Annotated in this window: 20 protein-coding genes, 1 tRNA gene and 1 pseudogene; 5 read left to right on the top strand and 17 right to left on the bottom strand. The window is 70.7% G+C overall.

Going from position 1 to position 23,499, the window contains the following annotated elements:
* Positions 1-126: 126 nt before the first annotated feature.
* The 5 genes from ASF23_RS15505 to ASF23_RS15485 form a co-directional block, all read right to left on the bottom strand.
* Positions 127-1,491 carry an LCP family protein gene (locus ASF23_RS15505; RefSeq protein ID WP_055955719.1) on the bottom strand — a complete coding sequence of 455 codons (1,365 nt, stop codon included), beginning with the start codon at positions 1,489-1,491 and terminating at the stop codon, positions 127-129.
* Positions 1,492-1,800: 309 nt separating this feature from the next.
* Complete coding sequence (locus ASF23_RS15500; protein ID WP_156364562.1) at positions 1,801-3,144, bottom strand: LCP family protein; 1,344 nt, start codon at positions 3,142-3,144, stop codon at positions 1,801-1,803.
* Between the two features lie 160 nt (positions 3,145-3,304).
* Positions 3,305-4,195: a LysR family transcriptional regulator gene (locus ASF23_RS15495; protein WP_055955927.1), complete on the bottom strand. Its 891-nt coding sequence runs from the start codon at positions 4,193-4,195 to the stop codon at positions 3,305-3,307.
* A gap of 28 nt (positions 4,196-4,223) precedes the next feature.
* Positions 4,224-4,916, bottom strand: a complete 693-nt coding sequence (locus tag ASF23_RS15490) for a GntR family transcriptional regulator (protein WP_200919379.1) — start codon at positions 4,914-4,916, stop codon at positions 4,224-4,226.
* A gap of 243 nt (positions 4,917-5,159) precedes the next feature.
* On the bottom strand, positions 5,160-6,638 hold the full coding sequence (locus ASF23_RS15485; RefSeq protein WP_055955711.1) for an MFS transporter: 1,479 nt from the start codon (positions 6,636-6,638) through the stop codon (positions 5,160-5,162).
* 105 nt (positions 6,639-6,743) lie between these two features.
* Between ASF23_RS15485 and ASF23_RS15480 the strand changes: the two genes are divergently transcribed.
* Both ASF23_RS15480 and ASF23_RS15475 read left to right on the top strand, forming a co-directional pair.
* The gene (locus ASF23_RS15480; protein WP_055955709.1) at positions 6,744-8,132 is read left to right on the top strand and encodes an AAA family ATPase; all 1,389 of its coding nucleotides are present in this window, start codon (positions 6,744-6,746) and stop codon (positions 8,130-8,132) included.
* Between the two features lie 101 nt (positions 8,133-8,233).
* Entirely contained in the window at positions 8,234-10,279 is a 2,046-nt protein-coding gene (locus tag ASF23_RS15475; protein WP_055955706.1) for a vWA domain-containing protein, read from the top strand.
* Between the two features lie 229 nt (positions 10,280-10,508).
* Here ASF23_RS15475 and ASF23_RS15470 read toward each other — a convergent pair whose 3' ends face one another.
* From ASF23_RS15470 to ASF23_RS15460, 3 genes are read right to left on the bottom strand one after another with little or no spacing between them, the layout of a single operon-like run.
* The gene (locus tag ASF23_RS15470) at positions 10,509-11,306 is read right to left on the bottom strand and encodes an SCO1664 family protein (RefSeq protein ID WP_055955703.1); all 798 of its coding nucleotides are present in this window, start codon (positions 11,304-11,306) and stop codon (positions 10,509-10,511) included.
* Positions 11,306-11,920, bottom strand: coding sequence for a DUF3090 domain-containing protein (locus ASF23_RS15465; protein WP_055955699.1), 615 nt, complete (start codon positions 11,918-11,920; stop codon positions 11,306-11,308). The genes ASF23_RS15470 and ASF23_RS15465 overlap by 1 nt, the downstream gene beginning before the upstream one ends.
* 34 nt (positions 11,921-11,954) lie before the next feature.
* Positions 11,955-12,659, bottom strand: a complete 705-nt coding sequence (locus ASF23_RS15460) for a histidine phosphatase family protein (RefSeq protein ID WP_442855038.1) — start codon at positions 12,657-12,659, stop codon at positions 11,955-11,957.
* Between ASF23_RS15460 and ASF23_RS19035 the strand changes: the two are divergent.
* Positions 12,549-13,007: pseudogene (locus tag ASF23_RS19035) on the top strand (DUF3800 domain-containing protein); the annotation flags it as partial. The gene ASF23_RS15460 and the pseudogene ASF23_RS19035 sit on opposite strands and share 111 nt — an antisense overlap.
* Positions 13,008-13,210: 203 nt before the next feature.
* Here ASF23_RS19035 and ASF23_RS15450 read toward each other — a convergent pair.
* From ASF23_RS15450 to serS, 5 genes are all read right to left on the bottom strand, one after another.
* Entirely contained in the window at positions 13,211-14,065 is an 855-nt protein-coding gene (locus ASF23_RS15450; RefSeq protein WP_055955691.1) for a phosphotransferase, read from the bottom strand.
* A gap of 150 nt (positions 14,066-14,215) precedes the next feature.
* Positions 14,216-14,647 carry a BLUF domain-containing protein gene (locus ASF23_RS15445; protein WP_055955688.1) on the bottom strand — a complete coding sequence of 144 codons (432 nt, stop codon included), beginning with the start codon at positions 14,645-14,647 and terminating at the stop codon, positions 14,216-14,218.
* A gap of 94 nt (positions 14,648-14,741) precedes the next feature.
* Positions 14,742-14,826, bottom strand: a tRNA-Ser gene (locus ASF23_RS15440).
* 94 nt (positions 14,827-14,920) lie between these two features.
* Positions 14,921-15,817 (bottom strand): HAD family hydrolase, encoded by an 897-nt coding sequence (locus tag ASF23_RS15435; RefSeq protein ID WP_055955686.1) that lies wholly within the window; start codon positions 15,815-15,817, stop codon positions 14,921-14,923.
* Complete coding sequence (gene serS / locus ASF23_RS15430) at positions 15,814-17,076, bottom strand: serine--tRNA ligase (protein ID WP_055955682.1); 1,263 nt, start codon at positions 17,074-17,076, stop codon at positions 15,814-15,816. The genes ASF23_RS15435 and serS overlap by 4 nt, the downstream gene beginning before the upstream one ends.
* Positions 17,077-17,215: 139 nt before the next feature.
* Here serS and ASF23_RS15425 point away from each other — a divergent pair, with 139 nt between their 5' ends.
* On the top strand, positions 17,216-18,262 hold the full coding sequence (locus ASF23_RS15425; RefSeq protein ID WP_055955679.1) for a diacylglycerol/lipid kinase family protein: 1,047 nt from the start codon (positions 17,216-17,218) through the stop codon (positions 18,260-18,262).
* A 123-nt stretch (positions 18,263-18,385) separates the two neighbouring features.
* Here the strand turns inward: ASF23_RS15425 and pheA are convergent, their stop codons facing one another.
* The 3 genes from pheA to ASF23_RS19030 all read right to left on the bottom strand — a co-directional run bounded on the left by pheA (position 18,386) and on the right by ASF23_RS19030 (position 20,845).
* Positions 18,386-19,351, bottom strand: coding sequence for a prephenate dehydratase (gene pheA / locus ASF23_RS15420; RefSeq protein ID WP_055955676.1), 966 nt, complete (start codon positions 19,349-19,351; stop codon positions 18,386-18,388).
* Positions 19,352-19,417: 66 nt separating this feature from the next.
* Positions 19,418-19,804 (bottom strand): DUF1801 domain-containing protein, encoded by a 387-nt coding sequence (locus tag ASF23_RS15415; RefSeq protein ID WP_055955673.1) that lies wholly within the window; start codon positions 19,802-19,804, stop codon positions 19,418-19,420.
* Between the two features lie 24 nt (positions 19,805-19,828).
* The gene (locus tag ASF23_RS19030; RefSeq protein WP_326999010.1) at positions 19,829-20,845 is read right to left on the bottom strand and encodes a GNAT family N-acetyltransferase; all 1,017 of its coding nucleotides are present in this window, start codon (positions 20,843-20,845) and stop codon (positions 19,829-19,831) included.
* 91 nt (positions 20,846-20,936) lie between these two features.
* Between ASF23_RS19030 and pgm the strand changes: the two genes are divergently transcribed.
* Positions 20,937-22,556 (top strand): phosphoglucomutase (alpha-D-glucose-1,6-bisphosphate-dependent), encoded by a 1,620-nt coding sequence (gene pgm / locus ASF23_RS15405; protein ID WP_055955671.1) that lies wholly within the window; start codon positions 20,937-20,939, stop codon positions 22,554-22,556.
* A 138-nt stretch (positions 22,557-22,694) separates the two neighbouring features.
* On the opposite strand, the gene ASF23_RS15400 is transcribed toward pgm, so the two are convergent.
* On the bottom strand, positions 22,695-23,417 hold the full coding sequence (locus ASF23_RS15400; protein ID WP_055955668.1) for an alpha/beta hydrolase: 723 nt from the start codon (positions 23,415-23,417) through the stop codon (positions 22,695-22,697).
* Positions 23,418-23,499 lie beyond the last annotated feature (82 nt).

Below are 23,499 nucleotides of genomic sequence, written 5' to 3'. Positions count from 1 at the left end.
GCGCGTCCGCAGGCGAACGCGCGACAACCATCATACGGGAGGCACGGGGCGGGCCGAAACCACCGCCTCCCGTCCGGCGCGCCGCGCCCGACGAGACCCAGTCTCCGGCCCCGCCCCGCCCCGCCGTCAGTACTTGAACGCGACGCTGCAGGTCTGCTCGTCCGCCGACTGCCCCTGCAGTCCGGTGATCGTGTCGGACGTCGCGGACGGACTCGGCGCGGCGGTCGCGTCCCCGGATCCTGCCGCGGTCTCCCCGCCGGATGCCGAACCACTACCAGCGGACGCCGACGCTGACGCAGCACCGGATGCCGAACCCGAGGCAGAACTGGACGCGGACGCGGACGCCGACGCGGACCCCTGACCCGCGGCCGACGAGCTCTCCGAACCGATCCCGGTGCTCCCCGCCGCGAGGCTGAACGACTCGTCCGCGCGGATCCGGTCGAAGAGCTGCTCGGCGAGGAACGTCGTGGGCTGCACCTTCCCCGCGAACACCCCTGTTCCGTCGGTCGTGCCCGGGTACTGCACGAAGTTCACCTGATCGAGCGACAGGTGTTCGAGCGCCCGGCCCATCTGCACCATCGTCTGCACGTTGTTGAGACTCTCGGACAGCTTCATGTTCGACGTCGCCGCACGCGCGAGCTTGTACAGCCGCGGGAGCGAGCCGAGCGTGTCGTTGCTCTTCACGGTGCGGAGGAGCGACGACAGGAACACCTGCTGGCTCGAGATCCGGCCGAGGTCGCTGCCGTCGCCGACACCGTGCCGCGTGCGCAGGAAGGCGAGCGCGTCGGCCCCCTCGAGCGTCGAGGTGCCCGCGGGCAGGTTCAGTCCGGTGTATCGATCGTGGATCGGCGACGCGACACAGACCGGCACACCGCCGATCGCGTTCGACATCTCGATGACGCCGTTGAAGGACACCGCGGCGGAGTACTGGACGTCGAGCCCGGTCAGCGACTGGACGGTCTGCACGACACAGTTCAGACCGCCGTAGGTCCACGCGTTGTTGATGGGCTGCGCAGACATCGCCGGATACGACCCTGACCCGTCCGCCTTCTGGCACGAGGGGATCGGCACGACCATGTCGCGCGGGATGCTGACCGCCGTGGCGTTCGTGTGGTCCGCGGAGACGTGGATCAGGATGTTGACGTCGTTGAGCGTCGCATCGCGCTCACCGAACGAGCCGTTCTGGTCCTGACCGGGATCGTTGTCCGTCCCGACGACGAGCATGTTGAAGCCGCCCTGGTAGTCGGCGAGCGAGACCCGGTTCGCGGTGCCATGCGGCTGCCCCTGGATCCGGACGCCCGGTCCGAGATCGGTCGTCACCTGCCCCGCGGCGATCGCCGCGATGGATGCGGAGCTCACCAGCGCGACGGCGGCGACCCCGGCCACGACCTTGACGGCTGTGCGGATCGGGTGCCGCTGCCGGAGCCGTCCGTGCCGGGCGATGCCCGCGACGCGGTTCAGGCGGTGGGATCGGTCTCGCACGTCGTTCACGGGCGCTCCTCGCTTGGTCGGTCAGGGGTCCGGCGCTTGGTCGGTCAGGGGTCCGGCGCGCCCCCGGAGCACTGCCGGACGACACGGACACGGGCGCGAGAGCCCTGTCGCGGACGGGCCGCGCGAGGCCTGGATCCCCGATCCGGCCGGTCGCGACGACCCCGAACAGACTCCCACAGATTCCCCGGGCACCCGTTGTGCTCGACATGCCACATGTGGACTGCCCCCAGTCTGCGAGACGCAGCGCTGCCGCGGAAGCCCGAGAACGGGGGCCTTCCGGAGCGCCGGCAGCGCCGTCGTGCGGGCCGGTCAGCCGGCCGCGGCGACCGCGCAGGTCTTCTGCTCGGCGGTCTGACCGGTCACGCCCGGAATGGTCTCCGGAGACGCACTGGAGGCACGACCTGCATCGTCCGCACCGCCGTCGGTCGAGCCGGAGTCACCCCGTGTGCTCGCGGCCGAACCGCCACCGCCGGCGTCTCCGCCGGCCTCGTCGGTGCCGCCCTGGTCGGTGCCGCCGGTGGCGGTGTCGCCGGTGGCGGTGTCCGTCGCGGTCGTCGAACCGCGCCCGATGGCATCGCTGTCGAGGCCGATGGGACGGTCGTGCGCGACGGCCCGCATCAGTTGGTCGGCAGTCGCGGCGATCGGGACGACCTTGCCGGGGTAGGACGGATCAGTCGTCGTGCCCGGGTACTGCACGAACGTGATGCGGTCGAGCCCGATCCCCTGGAACGTCCGCGCGATCCCGACCAGGGTGTCGGGCTTGGCCAGCGAGGTGGAGAGCACCACGGACTTCGATGCCACCCTCGCGAGCCGGTAGAGCTTCGTCGGGTCCTCGAGCGTCCCGTCGCTCTTGACCTTGCGGACGAGCGAGGACAGGAACTGCTGGAGGCTCGAGATCCGCGAGAGGTCGCTGCCGTCGCCGACGCCGTGCCGGTCGCGGAGGAACGCGAGCGCCGTCGCGCCGGACACCGTGTGGTTGCCCGCCTTGAGCTTCAGGCCCGTGAACGGGTCGTCGACACGGTCGGTCACGCAGACCGGGACGCCGCCGATCGCGTCCGAGAGTCCGATGATCCCGCTGAAGCTCATCTGCGCCGCGAAGGGGATCGACAGCCCGCTCACGTGCTCGATCGTCGACACGACGCACGCGAGACCACCGCGTCCGTACGCCTGGTTGAGCGGCGTGTTCGTGACCGCGGGACTCATCGTCCCGCGCGCGGAACACGCAGGCTGATCGACGATGAGGTCCCGCGGGAAGCTCACCGCGACGGCCTGCGTGTGGTCGGCCGACACGTGCAACAGGACGTTCGAGTCGTTGAGGGTGGCTCCCCGGACCCCGTAGGCATCGCCCTGCGCAGGGTCGTTGTCCGCCGCGACGGCGAGGACGTTGAACGCTCCGTCGATCGAGTCCGCGGCGCCACCGACATCGACCGAGTTCTCCGCCAGGCCGTGCCCCACGTCGTAGGCGGCGTACGCGGTGAGCGAGCCGGCACTGGCGATGGCGACCGCGGCCGTGATCCCGATGCCGGCGAGCAGACGGTGCATGCCGAGGTCCGGGCGCCGACGACCGTGTCGACCGCCACTCACTCGGTGGCCGGGACCGGCGAAGATCGTCGGCTGTCGTCGCGGATCGGTCAGATCATCGAACTCGGACACCACCCACCCTTTCCGACGTCCGCGGGCTCGGCCGTCGCGGGGACGATACCCGACCGGGACACCACCCTCGGGGACGCCGACTCCTCGGGCGCGGCGACCCCTGTTCGGGGGCCAGGCCGACCGCCACGCGCCGAGCCGGGTCGGAACGCGCCGAGCCGGGTCAGGACTCGCGGAGGCGGCCGCTCTGGATCCGATCGGCGCCGGCCCGGATTGCCCCAACGAGCTCGGTCATCGCCACACTCGGCGGCCCGGCCCTCGACACGAGGGTGAACTCGGTCGGACCGGGATCCGGCAGCCCCGCGACCGGCTCGAGGCCGGCCGGGAGGATCGACCCCGGATGCACCGTCACGCCGAGTCCGGCATGGACGGCGGCGCGGATACCCTGCTGGCTGGCCGAGACACAGGTGATCCGGTACGGCAGCCCGGCGCCCTCGAGTGCCGCGATCGCCGCGTCCCGCGTGATGCTCGTGCCCGGGTAGGTGACGAGATGGACCGGGGCATCGGGGACGATCTCCTCCCCGGGCCGACCGGCCCACACGAGGGGGTCGCGGAACACCAGGTCACCGATCTCCTCGGACGGCCGACGCTTCACGAGCGCCAGGTCGAGACGGTTGCTCCGGACTTCCTCGCGCAACTCCGTCGTCAGCCCGACACGGAGGTCGAGGTCGACCGCGGGGTAGGCGTTCCGGAAGTCGAGCAGGATGTCCGGCAGCCCGGTCGCGACGATGTCCTCCGACGCCCCGAACCGGATGTGACCGGCCAGTCCGACATCGGTGAACCAGGCGGCTGCCTGTCCCTGCGCGGCGAGGATCTCACGCGCGAACCGCACCATCGCCTCGCCGTCGGGCGTGAGCGCGACGGCGTGCGTGTCGCGGCGGAACAGCAGCCGCCCGGTCTGCCGTTCAAGGCGCGCGATGTGCCCGCTGATCGTGGACTGCCGGAGCGACAGGTCCTTCGCCGCGGCGGTGAACCCGCCCGTGCGCTCGACGGCCAGGAAGCTCGTCAGCAGTGCCGTCTCGAACACGTCGCTCCGATCGGTCTCCGTGGTCATCATGTGCCACGATCACCATACCGATCCATCACGGAATCCGTGATGACACCACGGGGCGGAAGCGGTCTCCGACACGCACGACGTCGTCGGCGAACGCGTCCAGCGCCACCGCCGCTCGACGCAGGTCGAGCGCCAGCACGGCCGCCTGCGCGTCGATGAGCAGCGCTCCGCGCTCTGCCGCTCCGACGCTGATGTCGATCCCGTGCACGGACGCGACGTCCATCGAGTAGAAGAGGTCGAGCACCGGCCGCTGGGATGCGACCCAGTCCGCGCTGACCGGGTGCCCGAACCGGCGAAGGACCCACTCCGCGAGCGCGGCGAACAGTCCGACCTGCGATGCGCACCGCTCCAGCTCTGCCGGGTCCCAGACGTCGGCCGACGGGATCGAGGCCCGCTCGGACGCCGGGACGTCGAGCATGTTCTGCACGATCCGGAGCCGCTCGACCATGTTCTCGACGCCCCACGGCGCGATGACCACGCCGACGTACCGCTGCACGCTCACGAGTCGCAGGGTCTCGAGCGGTACGAGCGCCTCGCGCACCGGGGTCCTCGAGACGCCCATGTCCGCGGCGATCGCATCGAGACGCAAGCGCTGTCCGCGGCGGTAGTCCAGTCGCAGGATCCGGGTGAGGAGCCGCTGGAACACCGCGTCACGCAGCAGGTTGCGGCGGAGGATCCCGTCCGATGCCGCGTGGTCGGCCATGGTGTCGATGCTGTGCATCACCACACTCTCACCGCCGAGGGACTCGTGGACAGGTTGCCCACCGTCGGCATCGGGATCGATCGTCGGGTCCGCCGTGTGGGGAGGACCAGCACTGACGTGTGGCGATCAGGTCGGACGTGCAATGGTGCCTCCCGGTGGGTCGAGTACGGGCGGCGATGCCTGAACGCGCCCGTGCGACAGAGAGTCGCAGCGGACGCGTTCCGGAGCCAAACATGTTCAATCCGACATACCGGACAGCGCTCAGCGTTTCGACTTCGCCCGTCGATCGGACGACCCGTCGGTCAACACGGACAAGGGCTGCGTCACGGACTCCAGGCCCTTCCGAGCAGCGTCGACCCCGAAGATCAAGGCGACCACCCCGCCGAGGATCATGATCGCGGCACCCATCAGGTACCCCCAGAACAGCGGTTCGCGGCTCGATCCGTCACCGATGAACGCACCGTAGATGAGCGGCGCGACCGACCCGAAGATCTGCCCGAGTGCGAAGAAGTACGAGATCGCCTGGGACCGCATCTCGAGCGGGAAGATCTCGCTGACGGTGAGGTACGCCGAGGACGCGCCCGCCGATGCGAAGAAGAACGAGATGCACCAGAACACCGTCTGCGTCGTCGCGGACAGCACGTCCGCCTGGAACAGGAAGGCCGACACCGCGAGCACGACCCCGGACACCAGGTACGTCAGGAAGATCATCTGCCGACGACCCCACGTGTCGAAGAACCGGCCGAGCACGAGCGGCCCGAGCAGGTTCCCGATCGCGAACGGGAAGAAGTAGATCGACGTCTGGGCGGTGCTCAGCCCGTAGAAGTTCGTCAGGACGAGTGCGTAGGTGAAGAAGATCGCGTTGTAGAGGAACGACTGCGTGATCATCATCGTCGCGCCGACGAGTGTCCTGGTCGGGTACTGCGAGAACAGCACCTTGACGATCTTCAGGAACCCGACGCGGTCGGTCGGGGTCACCGACATCGCCAGCGACTTGTCGACGTCCGGGAGCCGCTGCCCGGTGTCCTTCTCGACCTTCGCCTCGATCTCCGAGACCGTCGCCTCGGCCTGCTGCTCGTACCCGTGGGTCATCAGCCACCGCGGACTCTCCGGGATGTGCCGTCGCAGGAAGATGATCGCGATGCCGAGCACCGGGCCGAGGAAGAAGCCGATCCGCCAGCCGACGTTCTCGGCGAAGTAGTCGGTGTTGAGCAGGAAGACGTTCGCGAATGCACCGAGCGCGGCACCGCCCCAGTAGGTGCCGTTGATCGCGATGTCGACGTGGCCGCGGTACTTCGACGGGATGAGCTCGTCGATCGCGGAGTTGATCGCCGCGTACTCGCCGCCGATGCCGAGTCCGGCGATGAACCGGAACACCGCAAGGAACCAGAAGTCCTGCGCGAACCCCGCGACGCCGGAGCCGACCAGGTAGATGATGAGCGTCAGGATGAAGAGCTTCCGCCGCCCGAGACGGTCCGACAGACGCCCGAAGACCAGTGCGCCGACGACCTGTCCGACGAGGTAGATGGTCCCGAGGCTCGTGACCTGCTGCGTGACGAGTCCCAGGTCCTTCTGGAACCCGGCGTTCGACACGATCTGGATCTCGAGGCCGTCGAGGATCCAGGACACGCCGAGCCCCACCACGACCGACCAGTGGAACTTGGTCCACGGCAGTCGGTCCATCCGGGCCGGTACCAGGCTCTCGACCGGCTTCTCACCGACCGCGCTCGCACTGCTCATCGCGGGTGTCCCTTCCGTGACCGCGCACCCTCGGCAGCGGCACGCTGAGCGACGGTACGCCCGGACCCGCGATCCTGTCCGCGACGGAGGCGTAGCGTTGCAGGAGTGACCCGACCTACCATCGCTTCGGTCGGCGAGCTCCGGGCCTCTGGACACGTCCAGAAGTCGCTGCGCGTCGAGATCCGCGACAACCTCCTGTCCGCACTCCGCGAGGGCCGTGACCCCTGGCCCGGCCTCCACGGCTTCGAGAGCACCGTCATCCCGCAGCTCGAACGCGCGCTCATCGCCGGGCACGACATCGTGCTCCTCGGCGAGCGCGGGCAGGGCAAGACCCGGCTGCTCCGGACCCTGGCCGGACTCCTCGACGAGTGGTCGCCGGTGATCGCGGGGTCCGAGCTCGGTGAGCATCCCTACGAGCCGATCACGGCCTCCAGTCAGCGCCGCGCCGCCGATCTCGGCGACGCGATGCCGATCGACTGGCGCCCGCGCGCCGAGCGGTACGTCGAGAAGCTGGCGACCCCGGACACCTCGGTGGCCGACCTCATCGGTGACGTCGACCCGATGAAGGTCGCGGAGGGGCGGAGCCTCGGCGACCCGGAGACGATCCACTTCGGCCTGATCCCGCGGAGCCACCGCGGCATCGTCGCGATCAACGAGCTCCCCGACCTCGCCGAGCGCATCCAGGTCGCGATGCTCAACGTGATGGAGGAGCGGGACATCCAGATCCGCGGGTACGTCCTGCGGCTCCCGCTCGACGTCCTCGTCGTGGCGAGCGCGAACCCTGAGGACTACACGAACCGCGGTCGGATCATCACGCCGCTCAAGGACCGCTTCGGTGCCGAGATCCGGACGCACTACCCGACGGAGCTCGCCGACGAGATCGCCGTGATCCGGCAGGAGGCCGAGCTCACCGCCGAGGTCCCCGACGCGCTTGTGGAGATCCTCGCGCGCTTCACGCGGGCACTCCGCGAGTCGAGTTCCGTCGACCAGCGGAGCGGCGTGAGCGCGCGGTTCGCCATCGCCGGCGCCGAGACGATCGCCGCCGCGGCGATCCACCGGGCGACCCGGCAGGGCGAGGAGCAGGCGGTCGCGAGGCCGATCGACCTCGAGACCGCGGTCGACGTGCTCGGCGGCAAGATCGAGTTCGAGTCGGGGGAAGAGGACCGGGCCGAGGAGATCCTCGAGCACCTGCTCCGGACGGCCACCGCCGAGACGGTCCGTGCGCACTTCCGGGGCCTCGACTTCGGCGTGCTCGTCGACGCGCTCGAGGGCGGCGTCCTCGTCACGACCGGCGAACAGGTCACCGCGCGCGACTTCCTGACCGGCCTGCCGTCACTCGGCGAGAGCGGACTCTACGACGAGGTCGCCGAGCGGCTCGGTGCGACCACCGACGGTCAGCGCGCGGGTGCGATCGAGCTGGCGCTCGAGGGACTCTTCCTCGCCCGCCGGGTCAGCAAGGAGTCCGGAGATGGCGAAGCGGCGTACGGGATCTGACTGCCGCGCCGCCGGCGGCGGGAGCAGCACCAGACGCAGGAGCACCAGACGCAGCAGCACCGGACGCAGCGGATGCGGACGCATCGGACTGGAGGCACGCAATGGCTAGGACGAATCGTCGCCTGCACCGCGACTCACGCTATTCGAGGTACGCGGGCGGTCCGGACCCCCTCGCGCCACCGGTCGACGTGTCCGAGGCGATGGAGGCCATCGGACAGGACGTCATGGCGGGGTACTCCCCCGAGCGTGCCATGCGGGAGTTCCTCCGCCGTGGGAGTCGCGACCAGGCGGGCCTCGACGACCTGGCACGCCGCGTCGCCGAGAAGCGTCGCGAACTGACCCGGCAGCACAACCTCGACGGCACCCTGCAGGAGATCCGGGCCCTCCTCGACGAGGCGGTGCTCGAGGAACGGAAGCAGCTCGCCCGCGATGCGCTCATGGACGACGGGGACCGGGCCCTCGCCGAGATGCAGCTCGACAGCCTGCCGCCCTCGCCCGCCGGTGCCGTCGCGGAGCTGAACGACTACCGCTGGCAGAGCCAGAAGGGCCGCGAGGACTTCGAGAAGATCAAGGACCTCCTCGGTCGCGAGATGCTCGACCAGCGGTTCGCCGGCATGAAGCAGGCGCTCGAGGGCGCCACCGACGCCGACCGGGCCGCGATCACGGAGATGCTCGGCGACCTCAACGAGCTCCTCGAGGCACACGCCGCCGGGACGGACACCCCGGAGGACTTCGACGACTTCATGGGCAAGCACGGCGACTTCTTCCCCGAGGGGCCGGAGAACGTCGACGAGCTCATCGACGCGATGGCCGCCCGCGCCGCCGCAGCCCAGCGCATGCGGAACTCGATGACCCAGGAGCAGCGGGACGAGCTCGACGCCCTCGCACAGCAGGCGTTCGGCTCGCCCGACCTGATGGGCGCACTCGGGCAGCTCGACGAGACCCTCCGCGGGCTCCGTCCGGGCGAGGACTGGGGCGGGGGCGAGGGCATGGACGGCGAGCAGGGCCTCGGGCTCGGCGACGGGACCGGGGTGTTCCAGGACCTCGCCGACCTCGATGCCCTCGCCGAACAGCTCGCACAGGACCGGCAGGGGTCACAGCTCGACGACCTCGACCTCGACACCATCACGAAGCAACTCGGCGACCAGGCCGGGGTCGATGCCCGGACGCTGCAGGAACTCGAGCGCGCACTCCGGGACTCGGGTTCGATGCGCCGGGGCGCCGACGGTCAGCTCCAGCTCACCCCGAAGGCGATGCGGCAGCTCGGCAAGGCCCTGCTCCGCGACGTCGCCGAGAAGATGTCCGGTCGGCAGGGCAACCGCGACCTCCGTCGTGCCGGTGCCGCGGGTGAACTGTCCGGGGCGACGCGCGAGTGGGCCTTCGGCGACACCGAGCCGTGGGACGTCACGAGGAGCATCACCAACGCCATCGTCCGCACGGCAGGCGCCGGCGGCTCGACGGCCTCGGGCGTCCGCATCGAGATCGGGGACGTCGAGGTGCAGGAGACCGAGGCGCGGACCCAGGCCTGCGTCGCACTGCTCGTCGACACCTCGTTCTCGATGGCGATGGAGGACCGCTGGGTGCCGATGAAGCGCACGGCCCTCGCCCTCCACACGCTCATCACGAGCCGGTTCCGCGGTGACGAGCTCCAGCTCATCCAGTTCGGTCGGTCGGCATCGGTGATGGACATCGAGGAGCTCGTCGGCCTCGACGCGCAGTGGGACAAGGGCACGAACCTGCACCACGCGCTCCTCCTCGCGAACCGGCACTTCCGGAAGCACCCGAACGCGCAGCCGGTGCTCCTCATCGTCACCGACGGCGAGCCGACCTCGCACCTGGAGTCCGACGGCGAGGTGTTCTTCAGCTACCCGCCGCACCCCCTGACGGTCGCGTACGCCGTCCGTGAGCTCGACAACTCCGCCCGGCTCGGCGCACACACGAGCTTCTTCCGGCTCGGCGACGACCCCGGGCTCGCACGGTTCATCGACGCGATGGCCAAGCGGGTCGGCGGCACGGTCGTCGCTCCCGAGGCCGACGACCTCGGGGCCGCGGTCGTCGGCTCGTACCTCGGCTCCCGCCGCGGTGGCGGAGCCGCCTTCGGTGGCGCCGCGGACATCGACGGCATGTTCGGCCGAGGCTGGTACTGACCCCACTCCCCTTCCGCAAGACACCAGGTTGGCCGCTTCTCGCAGAGATATCTCCCTGCGAGAAGCGGCCAGGGTGGCGTTGTGCGGTGGGAACCGCCGGACTGTGGGCCCACGCCGCCGGTTCCGGAGCGACGCGCCAGCGGCCGTCCGGCCGTGTCGGTGGGGAGGGACGGTGCCAGGACGACCCGGGCCTCCCGGCCGTCAGGTGGTCACGTGACCGACGGGACGGTCAGAAGAGGGGCCACGGCACGGCCGGCATGCGGCCGCGCGGGCGCGGGAACCGGGCCTCGGCGTACAGGACCTCGGCTCGCTCCATGAGCGCGAGGATCTCGATGTCGGTGAGCAGCGGTGCGAGCTCGTCCGCGAGCCCGGTGTCGAGCGCGGTCCGCACCCGCTCGACACCCGCCAGCTCCTGCTGCGAGAGGGGTGACCCGACCCAGCCCCAGAGGACCGTCCGCAGCTTGTGGTCGGTGTGGAAGGTCAGACCGTGGTCGACCCCGAAGCGGTGGCCGTCCTCCATCGCGAGGACGTGCGCACCCTTGCGGTCGGCGTTGTTCGCCAGCACGTCGAACACCGCCATCCGACGGAGGACGTCGGTGTCCTCGTGCACGAGTGCGACCGGGCGGTCCCGCTCGTCCGAACCTTCGAGGACCTGCAGCCAGCCCTCGTCGGGGACGTCCCCGACGGGCAGCAGGTCGACGGGGTCCTGCTCCTCGTCGATGTCCTGCCAGAGCTGCACCATGCCCTCGCCGTACGGGCCGTCACGGAGCCACGTCCTCGGGACGACGTTCCAGCCGAGCACCTCGGAGAGCAGGTGCGCAGCCACCTCGCGGTCCGCGAGGCGGCCGTCTGGGAAGTCCCAGAGCGGCTGCTCCCCCGCGACCGGCTTGTAGACGACGGCCGTGTCGCCGATCGCACCGAGGAACGTCGCGTTCGAGGCGGTGGTGATGCGGCCTTCGACGACGAGTTCGTCGTCGAGTTCTGCGCCCGGGTCGTCAGGCCCGGCGGATCCCGGCTCGGACGCCATCAGTCGTCGTCGAGGGACGACAGGTCATCGGGGATCTCGTCGGCGGGCATCGTGCCGCCGTCGGGGAAGGTGTGCTCGTGTCCGTCGGGGTCGATCGGGTACCCGCAGACGTCGCAGATCGGACGACCGGCCCCGACGACCTCGAGCGTGCGCTTGGCGAAGGCCCTCGCCGTGCCGACCGGTATCCGAACCACGAGGATCTCCGGCGGCTCCCAGGCGAGCGCCTCGGGGTCGTCGTCGGACTCGGAGACGTCCTCCTCGTCGACGATGGGGAGCACCTCGATCACGATCTGCGCCGTCGCCCGGTCCCAGCCGAGGCTCATCGCGCCGGTGCGGAACTCCTCGGCGACCGGCTGGTCCAACGGGTCGTTGTCGACGAGCTCCACCGGGGTGCTCGTGGGCACGTGCGCCGGGTTCCCGTCCTCGCGCATGAGGTCGTCGAGGATCTCCTCGACCTTCTCGGCGAGGGCAGCGGACTGCTGCTTCTCGAGACCGACGCTGACGACACGACGGCCGTCGCGGGCCTGCAGGTAGAACGAACGCGATCCTGGCTGGCCGACGGTGCCGACGACGACCCGATCCGGCCAGTCGAACCCGTGGACGATTGTGGGCATGGATCCATCCTAGGTTCGGGCGTCTGGACGGCGTTCAGGCGGATGCGGTTCCCGCACTGCCTGCTGGCTCGTGCCCTGCGCCACCGCCGACCGCCGCGTCCGCCTCGGGCTTCGCGGTCCGGAGCCACGACAGGTCGCCCGAGTCGGTGTTCGTCGCGACGACGTCGGGGCGCTGCTCCCCGTAGTGGATGATCGACACGCTCGCGGGCCCGACGGTGATGCGCTGGAACAGGTCGAGGTGCATGCCGAGGGCGTCCGCGAGGATCGCCTTGATGACGTCGCCGTGGCTGACCGCCGCCCACACCGCCCCGGCCCCGTGCTCGGCCTCGACCGCTGCGTCGTGCCGCCGGATGGCAGCGACGGCCCGCGACTGCATGAACTGCATCGACTCGCCGCCCGGGAACACCGCGGCGGACGGCTGGGACTGCACGACCTTCCACATGGGCTCCTGCGCGAGGTCCTTGAGCGGTCGGCCCTGCCACTCCCCGTAGTCGCACTCGGTGATCGCGCGGTCGATGCTCGTCGGGGTGCCGTCCGGCTGCAGGTCGAGGATCGCCCTCGACGTCTGGCGGCAGCGCTCGAGCGGGCTCGACACCACCTCGACGAGCGGGACGACGGCCAGCCGCTCCGCGGTGCGCTTGGCCTGCTGGCGGCCGACGTCGTCGAGTCGGACCCCCGCGGTCCGCCCGGCGAGCACCCCGGTCGCGTTCGCGGTGGTGCGGCCGTGGCGGACGAGGATGAGTGTGGCCATGCGCAGCAGCCTACGGTCTCGCGAGCCGCGCGTCGGGAGACCTTCGTCGTGTTCGAGAGTCGCGGGAAGAACGAGGACAAGGAGCTCGAGCTCGAGTTCCGCAGGATCATGGACTCGACCCGCATGCGTGGGATGGCGGAGACCTTCCGGTTCCGGATCGCGAGCAAACAGGCGAACAGCGCGGGTCTCCAGCTCGCAGACCTCGTCGCGAGACCGATCGGCACGCATCTGTTGAAACCCGACCAGTCGAACCGCGCATGGGACCTCATCGAACCGAGAATGCCCAAGTCACCGCGAGGAGACATTCGCGGGTATGGACTCAAGGTGTATCCCTGACACTCGATGTCGCAACCGGACTCCCGGGCAGAAAGCGAAGTGCCCCCTGGCAGTCCAAGGGGCACGACGCCGATCGGGCATTCCCAATCCACTTACAGCGAGCTTAACACGGCGGGCGCTCCCGTGAGTGCGATCCACAGGTCGGATGCGCACCGCTGTCTGACCCGGCACACTGCGGTCCGACACGCAGGCCGTGACCGGGCTCACCGGAACCGGGGGAGCGCCTCGGCCAGCATCCGGTGACCGTGCTCCTCGAACCGCTCGTCACCGACCTCGTACGCCCACACGGCGGTGCCGATCGCCTCGCGGAGCCGGGCGATCCGCCACAGGTCCGGCTCACGGGGATCGGTGCCGTACCCGGCGAAGAACGCGTCGGCGAGCTCCGGATGCCCGGCCCACTGCTTCGAGTCCAACCGCACGAGGTCGGCGGACGCCGGCCGGAAGCCGAACCGTCCGAAGTCGATGACGCGCACGACTCCGTGGTCGACCAGCCAGTTCCGCGGTTGCCAGTCGCCGTGCGTCGGGACGAGGACGACCGGCCGAGGCGTGTCGCGCTCGAGGACGGACCGGGCCTCCGCCACCGAGGCCGCATCGATCCGGTGCTCACCGTCGAGTGACCGCAGGGACCGCGCCGTCTCCCGCGCCTCGTGATCGTCGCTCGGCTCGGATCGCTGCGCGTGGAATGCGCGGAGCAGCCGGCCCGCCTGCTCGTACGTGTCGGGATGGTGTTCGGCTGGCATCCCCTCGACGAGCTCCCCCGGCAGGTACTCCAGCACGAGCACACCCTGCTCGCGGTCGGCGGCCACCATCCGCGAGGTCAGCCCCCGCCCCGCGAGCTCCGCCGTCCACGACTCGTGCGCCAGGATCTCCCGGCGGATGTGGTGGTTGGCCGGCCCGCCCGCCTTGACCACGAACGTGGCACCGTGTGCGAGGACCTCGGCGACGTGGTTGTCGAACAGCCCCCATGACAGGTCCCGGACGAGCCGCGCACCCGGCAGGCGCTGCTCGACGAACGACACCTGCGCTGCCGACAGCCCGACGTCCGCCCACCCCAGCATGGTCAGAACGATACCGAGACCGCGGTCGGTACGGTGGCGGCATGACGCCGCGACCCCGATCGGACGGTCTGGAGGCGCGGAGCGGGACGAGCAGGGCCGTCCCGTTCCATGGACTCGACCGCTGGAACCGCGCGCACCCCTGGTTGATGCTCAGACGTGCGCGGCGGCCACCGGGTGGTTGCGGAACCACATCAGCATCGCCGCGACCTTCGACGCACGGTCGTCCGTCGGCAGCGCTCCCGCGTCGGAGAAGAAGTCGTTGTAGCCCGGCAGCTCGTGGGCGAGTGCGTCGGTCAGCGGTTGGTACCCCATCGACCAGGCGCCGAACCGTCGTTCGGGAAGCGTCTCCTCCGCGAGGATCTGCACCCGGCCGTGCCGCGGATCCCGCTCGATCACGGCGTACCGGCGGCGCACGACCTCATCCGGGCCCTCGAGCACCTGCATGAAGCGGCCCATGCGGTGGAGCAGGAGACCAGACAGGCCGTCACGCGCGTTGTTCGCGCGGCTCCCGAGGAGCAGCACGGCGAGCTGGTCGTCGTCGAACGGGGTCGTGGCGTCACTGAGGTAGGTGATCGAGAGCACAGAGGTCCTTCCGGAGGCGGCCCCCCGATCCTCCCGCACGCCACCGACGTCGCTTCAGCCCCAGTCCGGGCGACATGCGTCTCCTGGACAACGGCGGAGGGTAAGGGATTCGAACCCTTGAGACATCGCTGCCCACTTGTTTTCAAGACAAGCTCCATCGGCCACTCGGACAACCCTCCCGATCGGTGCGCACCCGCGGGAGTGCACCGGACCGCCTCCGAGTGTACCGACAGCCGGGCCGAGGACGACCGGCCGAGGGCTATCGATGGAGCGCTACCGGTCGAGGGTCGCGAGCGCTGCGGCGAGACCGTCTGCCTGCACGGTCCCCGTGAGCTCGCTCCCGGCATCGACGACGTCCTCGGGTGCCTGCCCCATCACGACACCGCGCCCGGAGGTCCCCGCCCAGCGGAGCATGTCGATGTCGTTGCGGCCGTCACCGGCAGCGAACACCCGCGACCGCGGGATGTCGAGCAGCTCGCGGACGCGTTCCATCGCGGTCGCCTTCGTCACGCCCTCGGGTGCGATGTCGAGCCATGCGGTCCAGCCGACGTTGTACGACACCCGTGCGAGGCCCATCCGGTCCATGATCTGGAGGAACTCCTCGAGCCCGTGGTCCGGGGAGATGACGACGACACGGCACGCGTTCACCCCGAAGAGCTCGTCGAAGTCGACGTGGTCCATCGTGGCGTTCAGGCTCTCGCGCGGGAAGGTGCCGGACACGCGGTAGTGGCCGGTCGCGTCCTCGACGCCGTACGCCGCGTCGTCCAGGTGCCCGCGGATCGTCTGCAGCACCTCCGTCGGGTCGAACGACTCCACGAAGGCCCGGCGGTACCCGTCGAGGGGCTCGGCGCCGGTGACGTCGACGGCGACGTCCTGACCGTTCGGGACCTCGTCGATCCGCTCGAGCGTGATCGCACCGTTCGCGCACACCAGGAACCGCGGACGGATCCCGAGCCGGGCGAGCAGCGGCACCGTCATCGAGGCGCTGCGCCCCGTGGAGAGCATGATGTCGTGCCCCGCCTCGGCCACGGCCTGGACCGCGGCGACGACCGGCTCGGTGATCACACCGTCCTCGCGCATCACGGTGCCGTCGACGTCGAGGGCGACGAGCCAGCGCTTGGCCCGGAGCGCGTGGGTCCCGGCAGCGGCACCTGCGGCAGGAGCGCTCATCGGGGTTCGATCACCTCGACGCCGCCGAGGTACGGCCGGAGCACCTCGGGCACCACGACCGATCCGTCGGCCTGCTGGTGCGTCTCGAGGATCGCGACGAGCCACCTGGTGGTCGCGAGTGTGCCGTTCAGCGTGGCGACGGGCGCGGTCTTGCCGGACTCCGTGCGGTACCGGATGTCGAGGCGTCGCGCCTGGAACGTCGTGCAGTTCGAGGTCGAGGTGAGCTCGCGGAACGTGTCCTGCGTCGGCACCCACGCCTCGATGTCGAACTTCCGGGCGGCGCTCTGGCCGAGGTCCCCGGCGGCGACGTCGATCACCCGGTAGTGCAGCCCGAGGTCCCCGAGCATGCTCTCCTGGTACGACACGAGCTTCTCGTGCTCGGCCGCTGCGAGGTCGGGGTGCACGTAGGAGAACATCTCGAGCTTGTTGAACTGGTGCACCCGGAGGATCCCGCGGTTGTCCTTGCCCGCGGACCCGGCCTCGCGCCGGTAGCACGTCGACCAGCCGGCGTAGCGGATCGGTCCGTCGGAGACGTCGAGGATCTCGTCGCTGTGGAAACCGGCGAGTGCGACCTCGCTCGTGCCGGTCAGGTAGAGGTCGTCGGCCGGCAGGTGGTAGATCTCGTCGGCGTGCTCGCCGAGGAAACCGGTACCGGCCATGGTCTCCGGGCGCACGAGCGTCGGCGTGATGAGCGGCTCGAAGCCGTGCTCGATCGCGCGGTCGAGTCCGAGGTTCATGAGCGCGATCTCGAGCCGGGCTCCGAGCCCGCGCAGGAAGTAGAAGCGCGATCCGGAGACCTTCGTCCCACGGGGGATGTCGATGATGCCGAGGTGCTCGCCGAGGTCCGCGTGGTCCTTCGGCTCGAAGTCGAACGTCGGCTTCGTGCCGATGGTCCGCAGGGTGTCGAACGCCTCCTCGCCACCGGCCGGCACGCCGTCGATGATCGGGTTCGCGAGTGCCCCGACGACCCGCCGGAAGGTCTCGTCGGTCTCGGTGACGGTGGCCTGCGCCTCCTTCACCTGGCTCGCGAGCGCCTGCGCCTGCAGGACGAGGGCCTTCTTCTGCTCCTTGGGCGCGGTCGCGACGGTCCGACCGAAGGCGTTCTGCTGGGCACGCAGCGCTTCGAACGCGGAGATCGCGGTCCGCTTGGCGGTGTCGGCGGCGAGTGCGTCGTCGACGAGGCTCACGGAGTCCCCGCGGGCTTCCTGCGATGCCTTGATGACGTCCGGGTGGTCGCGGAGGAGCTGTGGGTCGATCACCGGGTCATCCTACCCAGGGCAGGTGGACCGGAGCATCGGTCCGGACCACCGCCGGAGGGGAGGGACGGTGCGGCCTGGCACCGTCCCTCCCCTCCGACCGTGGCGCCGGACCGCACGGGCGACCAGTAGCGTTGTCGGCATGACGACGCCCACCGACTCCGCGGCCGCGGAGGCGCCGGCGACCACCCAGCGGACCGCCGCCATCGTCTACAACCCGGTCAAGGTGCACCTGCCCACCCTGCAGCGCACGATCGCGCGGTACGAGCAGGACGCGGGGTGGAACGAGAGCCTCTGGTTCGCGACCACCGTCGACGACCCCGGCGGCGGCATGGCACGGGCAGCTCTCGCGGCGGGTGCGGACGTCGTCGCGGCCGCGGGCGGGGACGGCACCACGCGGCTCGTCGCCGAGGTCGTGCACGGCTCCGACGCAGCGCTCGCTCTCCTGCCGTCGGGCACCGGCAACCTGCTGGCCCGGAACATGCGGCTGCCGATCGACGACCTCGGCGAGAGCGCGCGCGCCATGTTCCACGGCGAGGACCGCGAGATCGACTTCGGACAGATCGGCATCGAGCGCGAGGACGGGTCCCGCGAGCGCCACGGCTTCCTCGTGATGGCCGGGCTCGGGCTCGACGCGCGGATGCTCGCGAACACCAGGCCGCAGCTCAAGAAGCGCGTCGGATGGCTCGCCTACGTCGACGCGGTCGCCCGATCCCTCCGCGACCTCGACGCCGTCGACTTCCGCTACCGTCTCGACGACGAGGGTGCGAAGTCCCTCCGCGCGCACGCGCTCATCGTCGGGAACTGCGGCACCCTGCAGGCGAACATGCTCCTGCTCCCGGAGGCCTCGATCGACGACGGCGTGTTCGACATCGTCGCGATGCGGCCCCGGAGCGTGTGGGGGTGGATGCGCATCGGGGCACGGTTGTTCTGGGAGAACGCGGCCCTCCGGCGGGTCAGTCGGACGAAGCTCGGCAAGACCGTGGTCGGGCAGCGGATCATCTCCCGCGCGGGCTCCGAGCGCCCGCTCCGCTACATGCGCGGGCAGGAGCTCACGGTGCGCCTCGACAAGCCCGACGAGTTCGAGATCGACGGCGACTCGGTCGGCCGGATCAGTGCGTTCCGTGCGCAGGTCGAGGCTGCGTCGCTCCGCGTGCGGGTGCCGGTCGGCCACGTGCTGCACGTCTGACCCCGCCCGTCCGCCCGGCTCGATTCCCCGAGGCCATCGCATCGCACCGCTCTCCGGACGGGACACCGCACTGGGGAGCGGTTTCCCGTACGGACGACGGTGCGGTGCCGACCGGCGGCGCCGCTACTCCTCGCCCGGCTCGCCGGCCAGGATCGCGCGGAGCCAGCCCCTGGCCTCGATGAAGTCCTCGTCGCGGTACCGGGTCCGCACCACCGACGAGACACCGTCGGCCCGCGGGTAGGACCCGAGGAAGGTCACCCGGGGGCTGAACCGTCGGAGCCCGAGCAGCGCGTCAGCGACCCGTTCGTCGTGGATGTGCCCGTCGAGGTCGATGACGAACCGGTACCGGCCGAGCTCGTCCCCGATCGGCCGCGAGGACAGCAGCCCCATGTTGATCCCGCGCGTCGCGAACTGCTCGAGCATGTCGACGAGCGCGCCGGATCGGTCGTCCGGCAGCTCGACCACGACGCTCGTCTTGTCGGCACCGGTGCGCTCTGGCAGCGCGAGGCTCCTGGTGACGAGCACGAACCGGGTGACCGCCGAGGCGTTGTCGCCGATGTGCTCGGCGAGCACGGCGAGGTCGTGATGGTCCGTGATCCCCGGGGGTGCGATCGCGGCGTCCGCGACGGCACCGGCGACGGGGTCGAGCAGGGAGGCCGCCGCGGCGACGTTCGACGACGACGGGATGTGTCCGTGCCCACGGACGTTCGCCTCGAGCCAGCGGTGGCTCTGCGCGTAGGCGACGGGGTGCGCGTTGATGGTCCGGACGTCGGCGAGGGCCGTGCCGTGCCGGGCGACGAGCACGAAGTCCACGGGGACGAGGTACTCGCCGATGATCCGGACCCCGGGGATCCGCGCCAGGGCGTCCTGCGTCGCGCTGACGCCGCCGTCGACGCTGTTCTCGATCGCGATCACGGCGCCGACGCTCCGGCCGGTCATCACGTCGTCGAGGGCCTCGCCGACGTTGTTGACGCTCCGCCACGGCTTGCCGGCCGCCGCCTCGACCTGCTTGAGGGCGGCCTCGGTGAACGTGCCGGCGGGGCCGAGGTAGCTGTACGTCTCGGACGGGGCGTCGGCAGGGCTGGGCATGCCGCCGAGCCTATTGGACGGGAGGGACGGGGCGGCCTGGCACCGTCCCTCCAGTCCGTCGGTCCGTCAGCGGGCGCGCCGCGCCTGGTTGTGTGCGATCGCGGCGCGGATCAGGGCGCGGAGCGCGTCCTCGTCGACGACGGCGTCCTCCGGGAAGTCGATCGCCCGGCGCTGGTTGCCGTTCAGCTCCGCGTTGAACAGCCCCGTCGGATCCTCGAGGGCGGCGCCACGGTGGAAGGTCAGCTTCACCTTGCCCTGGTAGATGCCGCCGACGCAGATGATCCCGTCGCGCTCCCACACCGGCGAGCCCATCCACTTCCACGTCTCCTCGATGCCGGGGTCGACGCCGAGGATGAGCGCACGGAGCGTCGTCATCCGGTCGGTGCGCCAGTCCCCGGGCCCCGCGATCCAGGCGTCGATCTCCGCGGCGGCTCCGATGTCGGTCTCAGGCATGGCCCGACGGTAGCGCGGCCGGGGTCAGAACTCCATGAGCATCGTGTCGCTGCCGCCGTTCCGACCGACCACGCGGAAGCCGGCGCGCTCGTACAGGTGCCGTGCTCCGGCGTTCCCGTCCTCGACGCTGAGGCTGATCCCCCGCCACGACGCCTCCCGCCCCGCGGCGAGCACGGCCGCCAGCAGTGCCGAGCCGATCCCGCGACCGCGACCACGGGCCTCCAGTGCGAGCGTCAGCTCCGGGACGTCCTCGGCGACGAATCCGTAGCCGGGGTCGCTCGCCGGGAGGAACACGGTCCAGGCCGCGCCGACCGGTCCGTCGCCGTCGTCCGCGATGACGCCGCGGTCCCGGACGGGGTCGAAGCCGGCGAACCCGTGGGCGAACTCGGGGCGGTCGACGTCGGCGTCCGCGAACCGGTCGCCGCCGTCGTCGCCCGGGGTCCAGTTGAGCGCGAGGAGCGTCGCCCGGCGGAGGGTCGGCAGATCGTCGATCGTGGCCGGCCGGATCGTCGTGCCGTCGCACGCGATCGCGGCACCCGGGCCGTCGGCGTCGGCGAGGGCGGTCAGCGCGGCGAGGCGTCCGTCGGGGTCGAGGCGTCCCAGCAGCGCGCGCGTGATCGCGTCGAGCTGCCCGACCTGCTCATCGGTCAGCGCGTCGATCACGTACTGCCTGGCCGTCCGGACGTGTCCGGGTGCCGCCCCGACGATGGCGTCCCAGCCCGCGTCGGTGAGTCGGACGTCGGTGGCGCGGCGGTCCTCGGGCGCGGCGCACCGGCTGACGTACCCGCGCTTCTCCAGGCGGGACACCACGTGGGACAGCCGCGGGAGCGACGCGTTCGTCCTGGACGCCAGTGCGGACATCCGGAGCGTCCGACCCTCGGTCTCGGACAGCATCGCGACGACCATGTAGTCGAAGTGCGTGAGGTCGGCGTCCCGCTGCAGCTGCGAGTCGAGCGCCGACGGCAGGAGCTCGATGACCGCGACGAGCTTCAACCACGCACGGAGCTGCGGCCGGGTGAGCCAGGGCACGTCGTCGGTCATGGGATCGATCCTACGGAGAAGTTGTCGCTGCAACCACTGTCGGGGGGCGTGCAGCTGCGCGGCATGGATGCGCTGGTGCCAGGATGGTGCAATGAACGACCGCGCAGGAACACCGGCAGAGGCATCCGACCTCGTCGACCTCGAAGAACTCACCCAGGCGTACCACGACCGGGTCCCCGACGTGACGGACCCCGAGCAGATGGTCGTCTTCGGCACCTCCGGGCACCGCGGCTCGTCGCTCGACTCGGCGTTCAACGACACCCACATCGCCGCGATCACGCAGGCGATCGTCGAGTACCGGGCGACGCAGGGCACCACCGGCCCGCTCTTCATCGGCCGCGACACACACGCGCTCAGCGGCCCGGCGGAACGCACGGCGCTCGAGGTCCTCGCCGCGAACGGTGTGCGCGTGCTCGCCGACGCCGAGAACGGGTACGTGCCGACACCGGCGCTCAGCCACGCGATCATCCGGTACAACCGCGAGGGCCACGACGACACCGCCGACGGCATCGTCATCACCCCCAGCCACAACCCGCCCCGCGACGGCGGCTTCAAGTACAACCCGCCGCACGGTGGACCCGCGGACAGCGACGCCACGAAGTGGATCGCCGACCGGGCGAACGCGATCATCGCCGACGGCAACGCGGCCGTGCAGCGGCAGGAGCAGGCGACCCCCGACCGGTACGACTTCCTGCACACCTACGTCGACGACCTCGTGAACATCATCGACATCCCCGCGATCAAGCGCGCCGGTGTGAAGATCGGCGCCGACCCGCTCGGTGGCGCGTCCCTGCCCTACTGGAACGCCATCCGCGACACGTACGGCCTCGACCTGACGGTCGTGAACCCGGACGTCGACCCGACCTGGTCATTCATGACGCTCGACTGGGACGGCAAGATCCGGATGGACCCGTCGAGCCCGTCCGCGATGGCATCGGTGCTCGCACACAAGGACGAGTTCGACGTGCTGACCGGCAACGACGCGGACTCGGACCGGCACGGGATCGTCACGCCCGACGGCGGTCTGATGAACCCGAACCACTACCTGGCCGTCGCGATCGAGTACCTCTACGCGCACCGTCCGCACTGGCGCGAGGACGCGGCCATCGGCAAGACCCTGGTGTCGTCGAGCATCATCGACCGCGTCGCCGAGTCGCTCGGCCGGGCCCTGTGGGAGGTCCCGGTCGGCTTCAAGTGGTTCGTCCCCGGGCTCATCGACGGCTCGGTGGCCTTCGGTGGCGAGGAGTCCGCGGGGGCGTCGTTCCTCCGGATGGACGGCACCGCGTGGACGACGGACAAGGACGGCATCATCTTGGCGCTGCTGGCGTCCGAGATCGTCGCCGTGACCGGCAAGACCCCGTCGCAGCTCTACGACGAGCTGACCGCACGGTTCGGGGCGCCGGTCTACCAGCGCGTCGACGCCGCAGCCACCAAGACGCAGAAGGCCGCCCTCGGCAAGCTCGACGGTGCGGCGATCACCGCGGACACCCTCGCCGGGGACCCGATCACCGCGAAGCTGTCGAAGGCTCCGGGGAACGATGCGGCGGTCGGCGGGGTGAAGGTCGTCACCGACCGGGCCTGGTTCGCCGCCCGGCCCTCCGGCACCGAGGACGTCTACAAGATCTACGCCGAGTCGTTCGTGTCGCAGGAGCACCTCGAGCAGGTGCAGCGCGAGGCGAAGGAGATCGTGGACGCGGCGCTCGGCGCCTGACGCCCCCCCACCCCCGCCGCCCCCGCAAAACACCGACTTGGCCGCTTCTCGCAGAGGTATTTCTCTGCGAGAAGCGGCCAAGCTCGCGTTCCGTGGACGGTCACCGGCGTACCGGACGGGAGGCGCGCCTCCCGTCCGTCAGTCCAGCATCCGCTGGTACCGCAACCAGTTCTCGGCCAGGCGCGTCCACTGTCCGGTGTGCGGCTCGCGCACCGCGGTGCCGAGACCGTGCCGGCCGTGCGGGAAGACGTGGCACTCCACGTCGACCTCCATCCGGACCAGGGCGTCGACGTAGGTCAGGGCGTTCGATGCGCGGACGACGCGGTCGTCCGCGGTGGTCCAGACGAACGTCGGGGGCGTGCGTGCGTCGACCCTGGTCTCCATCGACAGCGCTCGGCGCAGCTGCCATGACGCGTCCTCGCCGAGCAGGTTCACCATCGGGCGCGGTCTCGTCGGGTGCTCCATCGAGATGACGGGGTAGCTGAGGATGCAGAACGCGGGACGGTCCGCCGCCGGGTCGTCGATGCCGTTCGCCAGGCACGCGGCGAGGTGCCCACCCGCGCTCGAGCCGACGACGCCGATGCGGTCCGTGTCGACGTCGAGGCCGTGTTCGGCGGCACCCCCTCCGCGGAGCCAGCTGAACGCGGCACGTGCCGCGAGGACCGGCTCGGGGTGCCGGTGCGGGGCGACGGGGTACCGGAGCACGACGCCATGCACACCGATGCTCGCGAACCACTCCGCCAGGAGCTCCGAACTCGGGCGGCCGTACTCCTCGTAGCCACCGCCCGGGAGGACGAGCACCGTCGGCCGCGGACCGGGCTCGGTCGTCGGTCGGAACGTGAGACCATCGGGCATCCGCATGGCGGGGAGCCTACCGATCGCGCGCCGTGTTCCTGGCGTTTTCCACAGGAAGGTCCGCGGTGGATCAAGCCTTGCTGCGAAG

This window comes from Curtobacterium sp. Leaf261 (assembly GCF_001422205.1).
Classification (GTDB): domain Bacteria; phylum Actinomycetota; class Actinomycetes; order Actinomycetales; family Microbacteriaceae; genus Curtobacterium.
Note: the sequence above shows the minus strand (reverse complement) of the source record. Positions and strands in the feature narration are given on the sequence as shown.

Coding starts and splice junctions, on each gene's coding strand:
- ASF23_RS15495 (WP_055955927.1), bottom strand. CDS start 4,195: ATGACCACGGAGACCGATCGGAGCGACGTGTTCGAGACGGCACTGCTG.
- ASF23_RS15490 (WP_200919379.1), bottom strand. CDS start 4,916: ATGCACAGCATCGACACCATGGCCGACCACGCGGCATCGGACGGGATC.
- ASF23_RS15485 (WP_055955711.1), bottom strand. CDS start 6,638: ATGAGCAGTGCGAGCGCGGTCGGTGAGAAGCCGGTCGAGAGCCTGGTA.
- ASF23_RS15475 (WP_055955706.1), top strand. CDS start 8,234: ATGGCTAGGACGAATCGTCGCCTGCACCGCGACTCACGCTATTCGAGG.
- ASF23_RS15470 (WP_055955703.1), bottom strand. CDS start 11,306: ATGGCGTCCGAGCCGGGATCCGCCGGGCCTGACGACCCGGGCGCAGAA.
- ASF23_RS15465 (WP_055955699.1), bottom strand. CDS start 11,920: ATGCCCACAATCGTCCACGGGTTCGACTGGCCGGATCGGGTCGTCGTC.
- ASF23_RS15450 (WP_055955691.1), bottom strand. CDS start 14,065: ATGCTGGGGTGGGCGGACGTCGGGCTGTCGGCAGCGCAGGTGTCGTTC.
- ASF23_RS15435 (WP_055955686.1), bottom strand. CDS start 15,817: ATGAGCGCTCCTGCCGCAGGTGCCGCTGCCGGGACCCACGCGCTCCGG.
- ASF23_RS15425 (WP_055955679.1), top strand. CDS start 17,216: ATGACGACGCCCACCGACTCCGCGGCCGCGGAGGCGCCGGCGACCACC.
- pheA (WP_055955676.1), bottom strand. CDS start 19,351: ATGCCCAGCCCTGCCGACGCCCCGTCCGAGACGTACAGCTACCTCGGC.
- ASF23_RS15415 (WP_055955673.1), bottom strand. CDS start 19,804: ATGCCTGAGACCGACATCGGAGCCGCCGCGGAGATCGACGCCTGGATC.
- ASF23_RS19030 (WP_326999010.1), bottom strand. CDS start 20,845: ATGACCGACGACGTGCCCTGGCTCACCCGGCCGCAGCTCCGTGCGTGG.
- pgm (WP_055955671.1), top strand. CDS start 20,937: ATGAACGACCGCGCAGGAACACCGGCAGAGGCATCCGACCTCGTCGAC.
- ASF23_RS15400 (WP_055955668.1), bottom strand. CDS start 23,417: ATGCGGATGCCCGATGGTCTCACGTTCCGACCGACGACCGAGCCCGGT.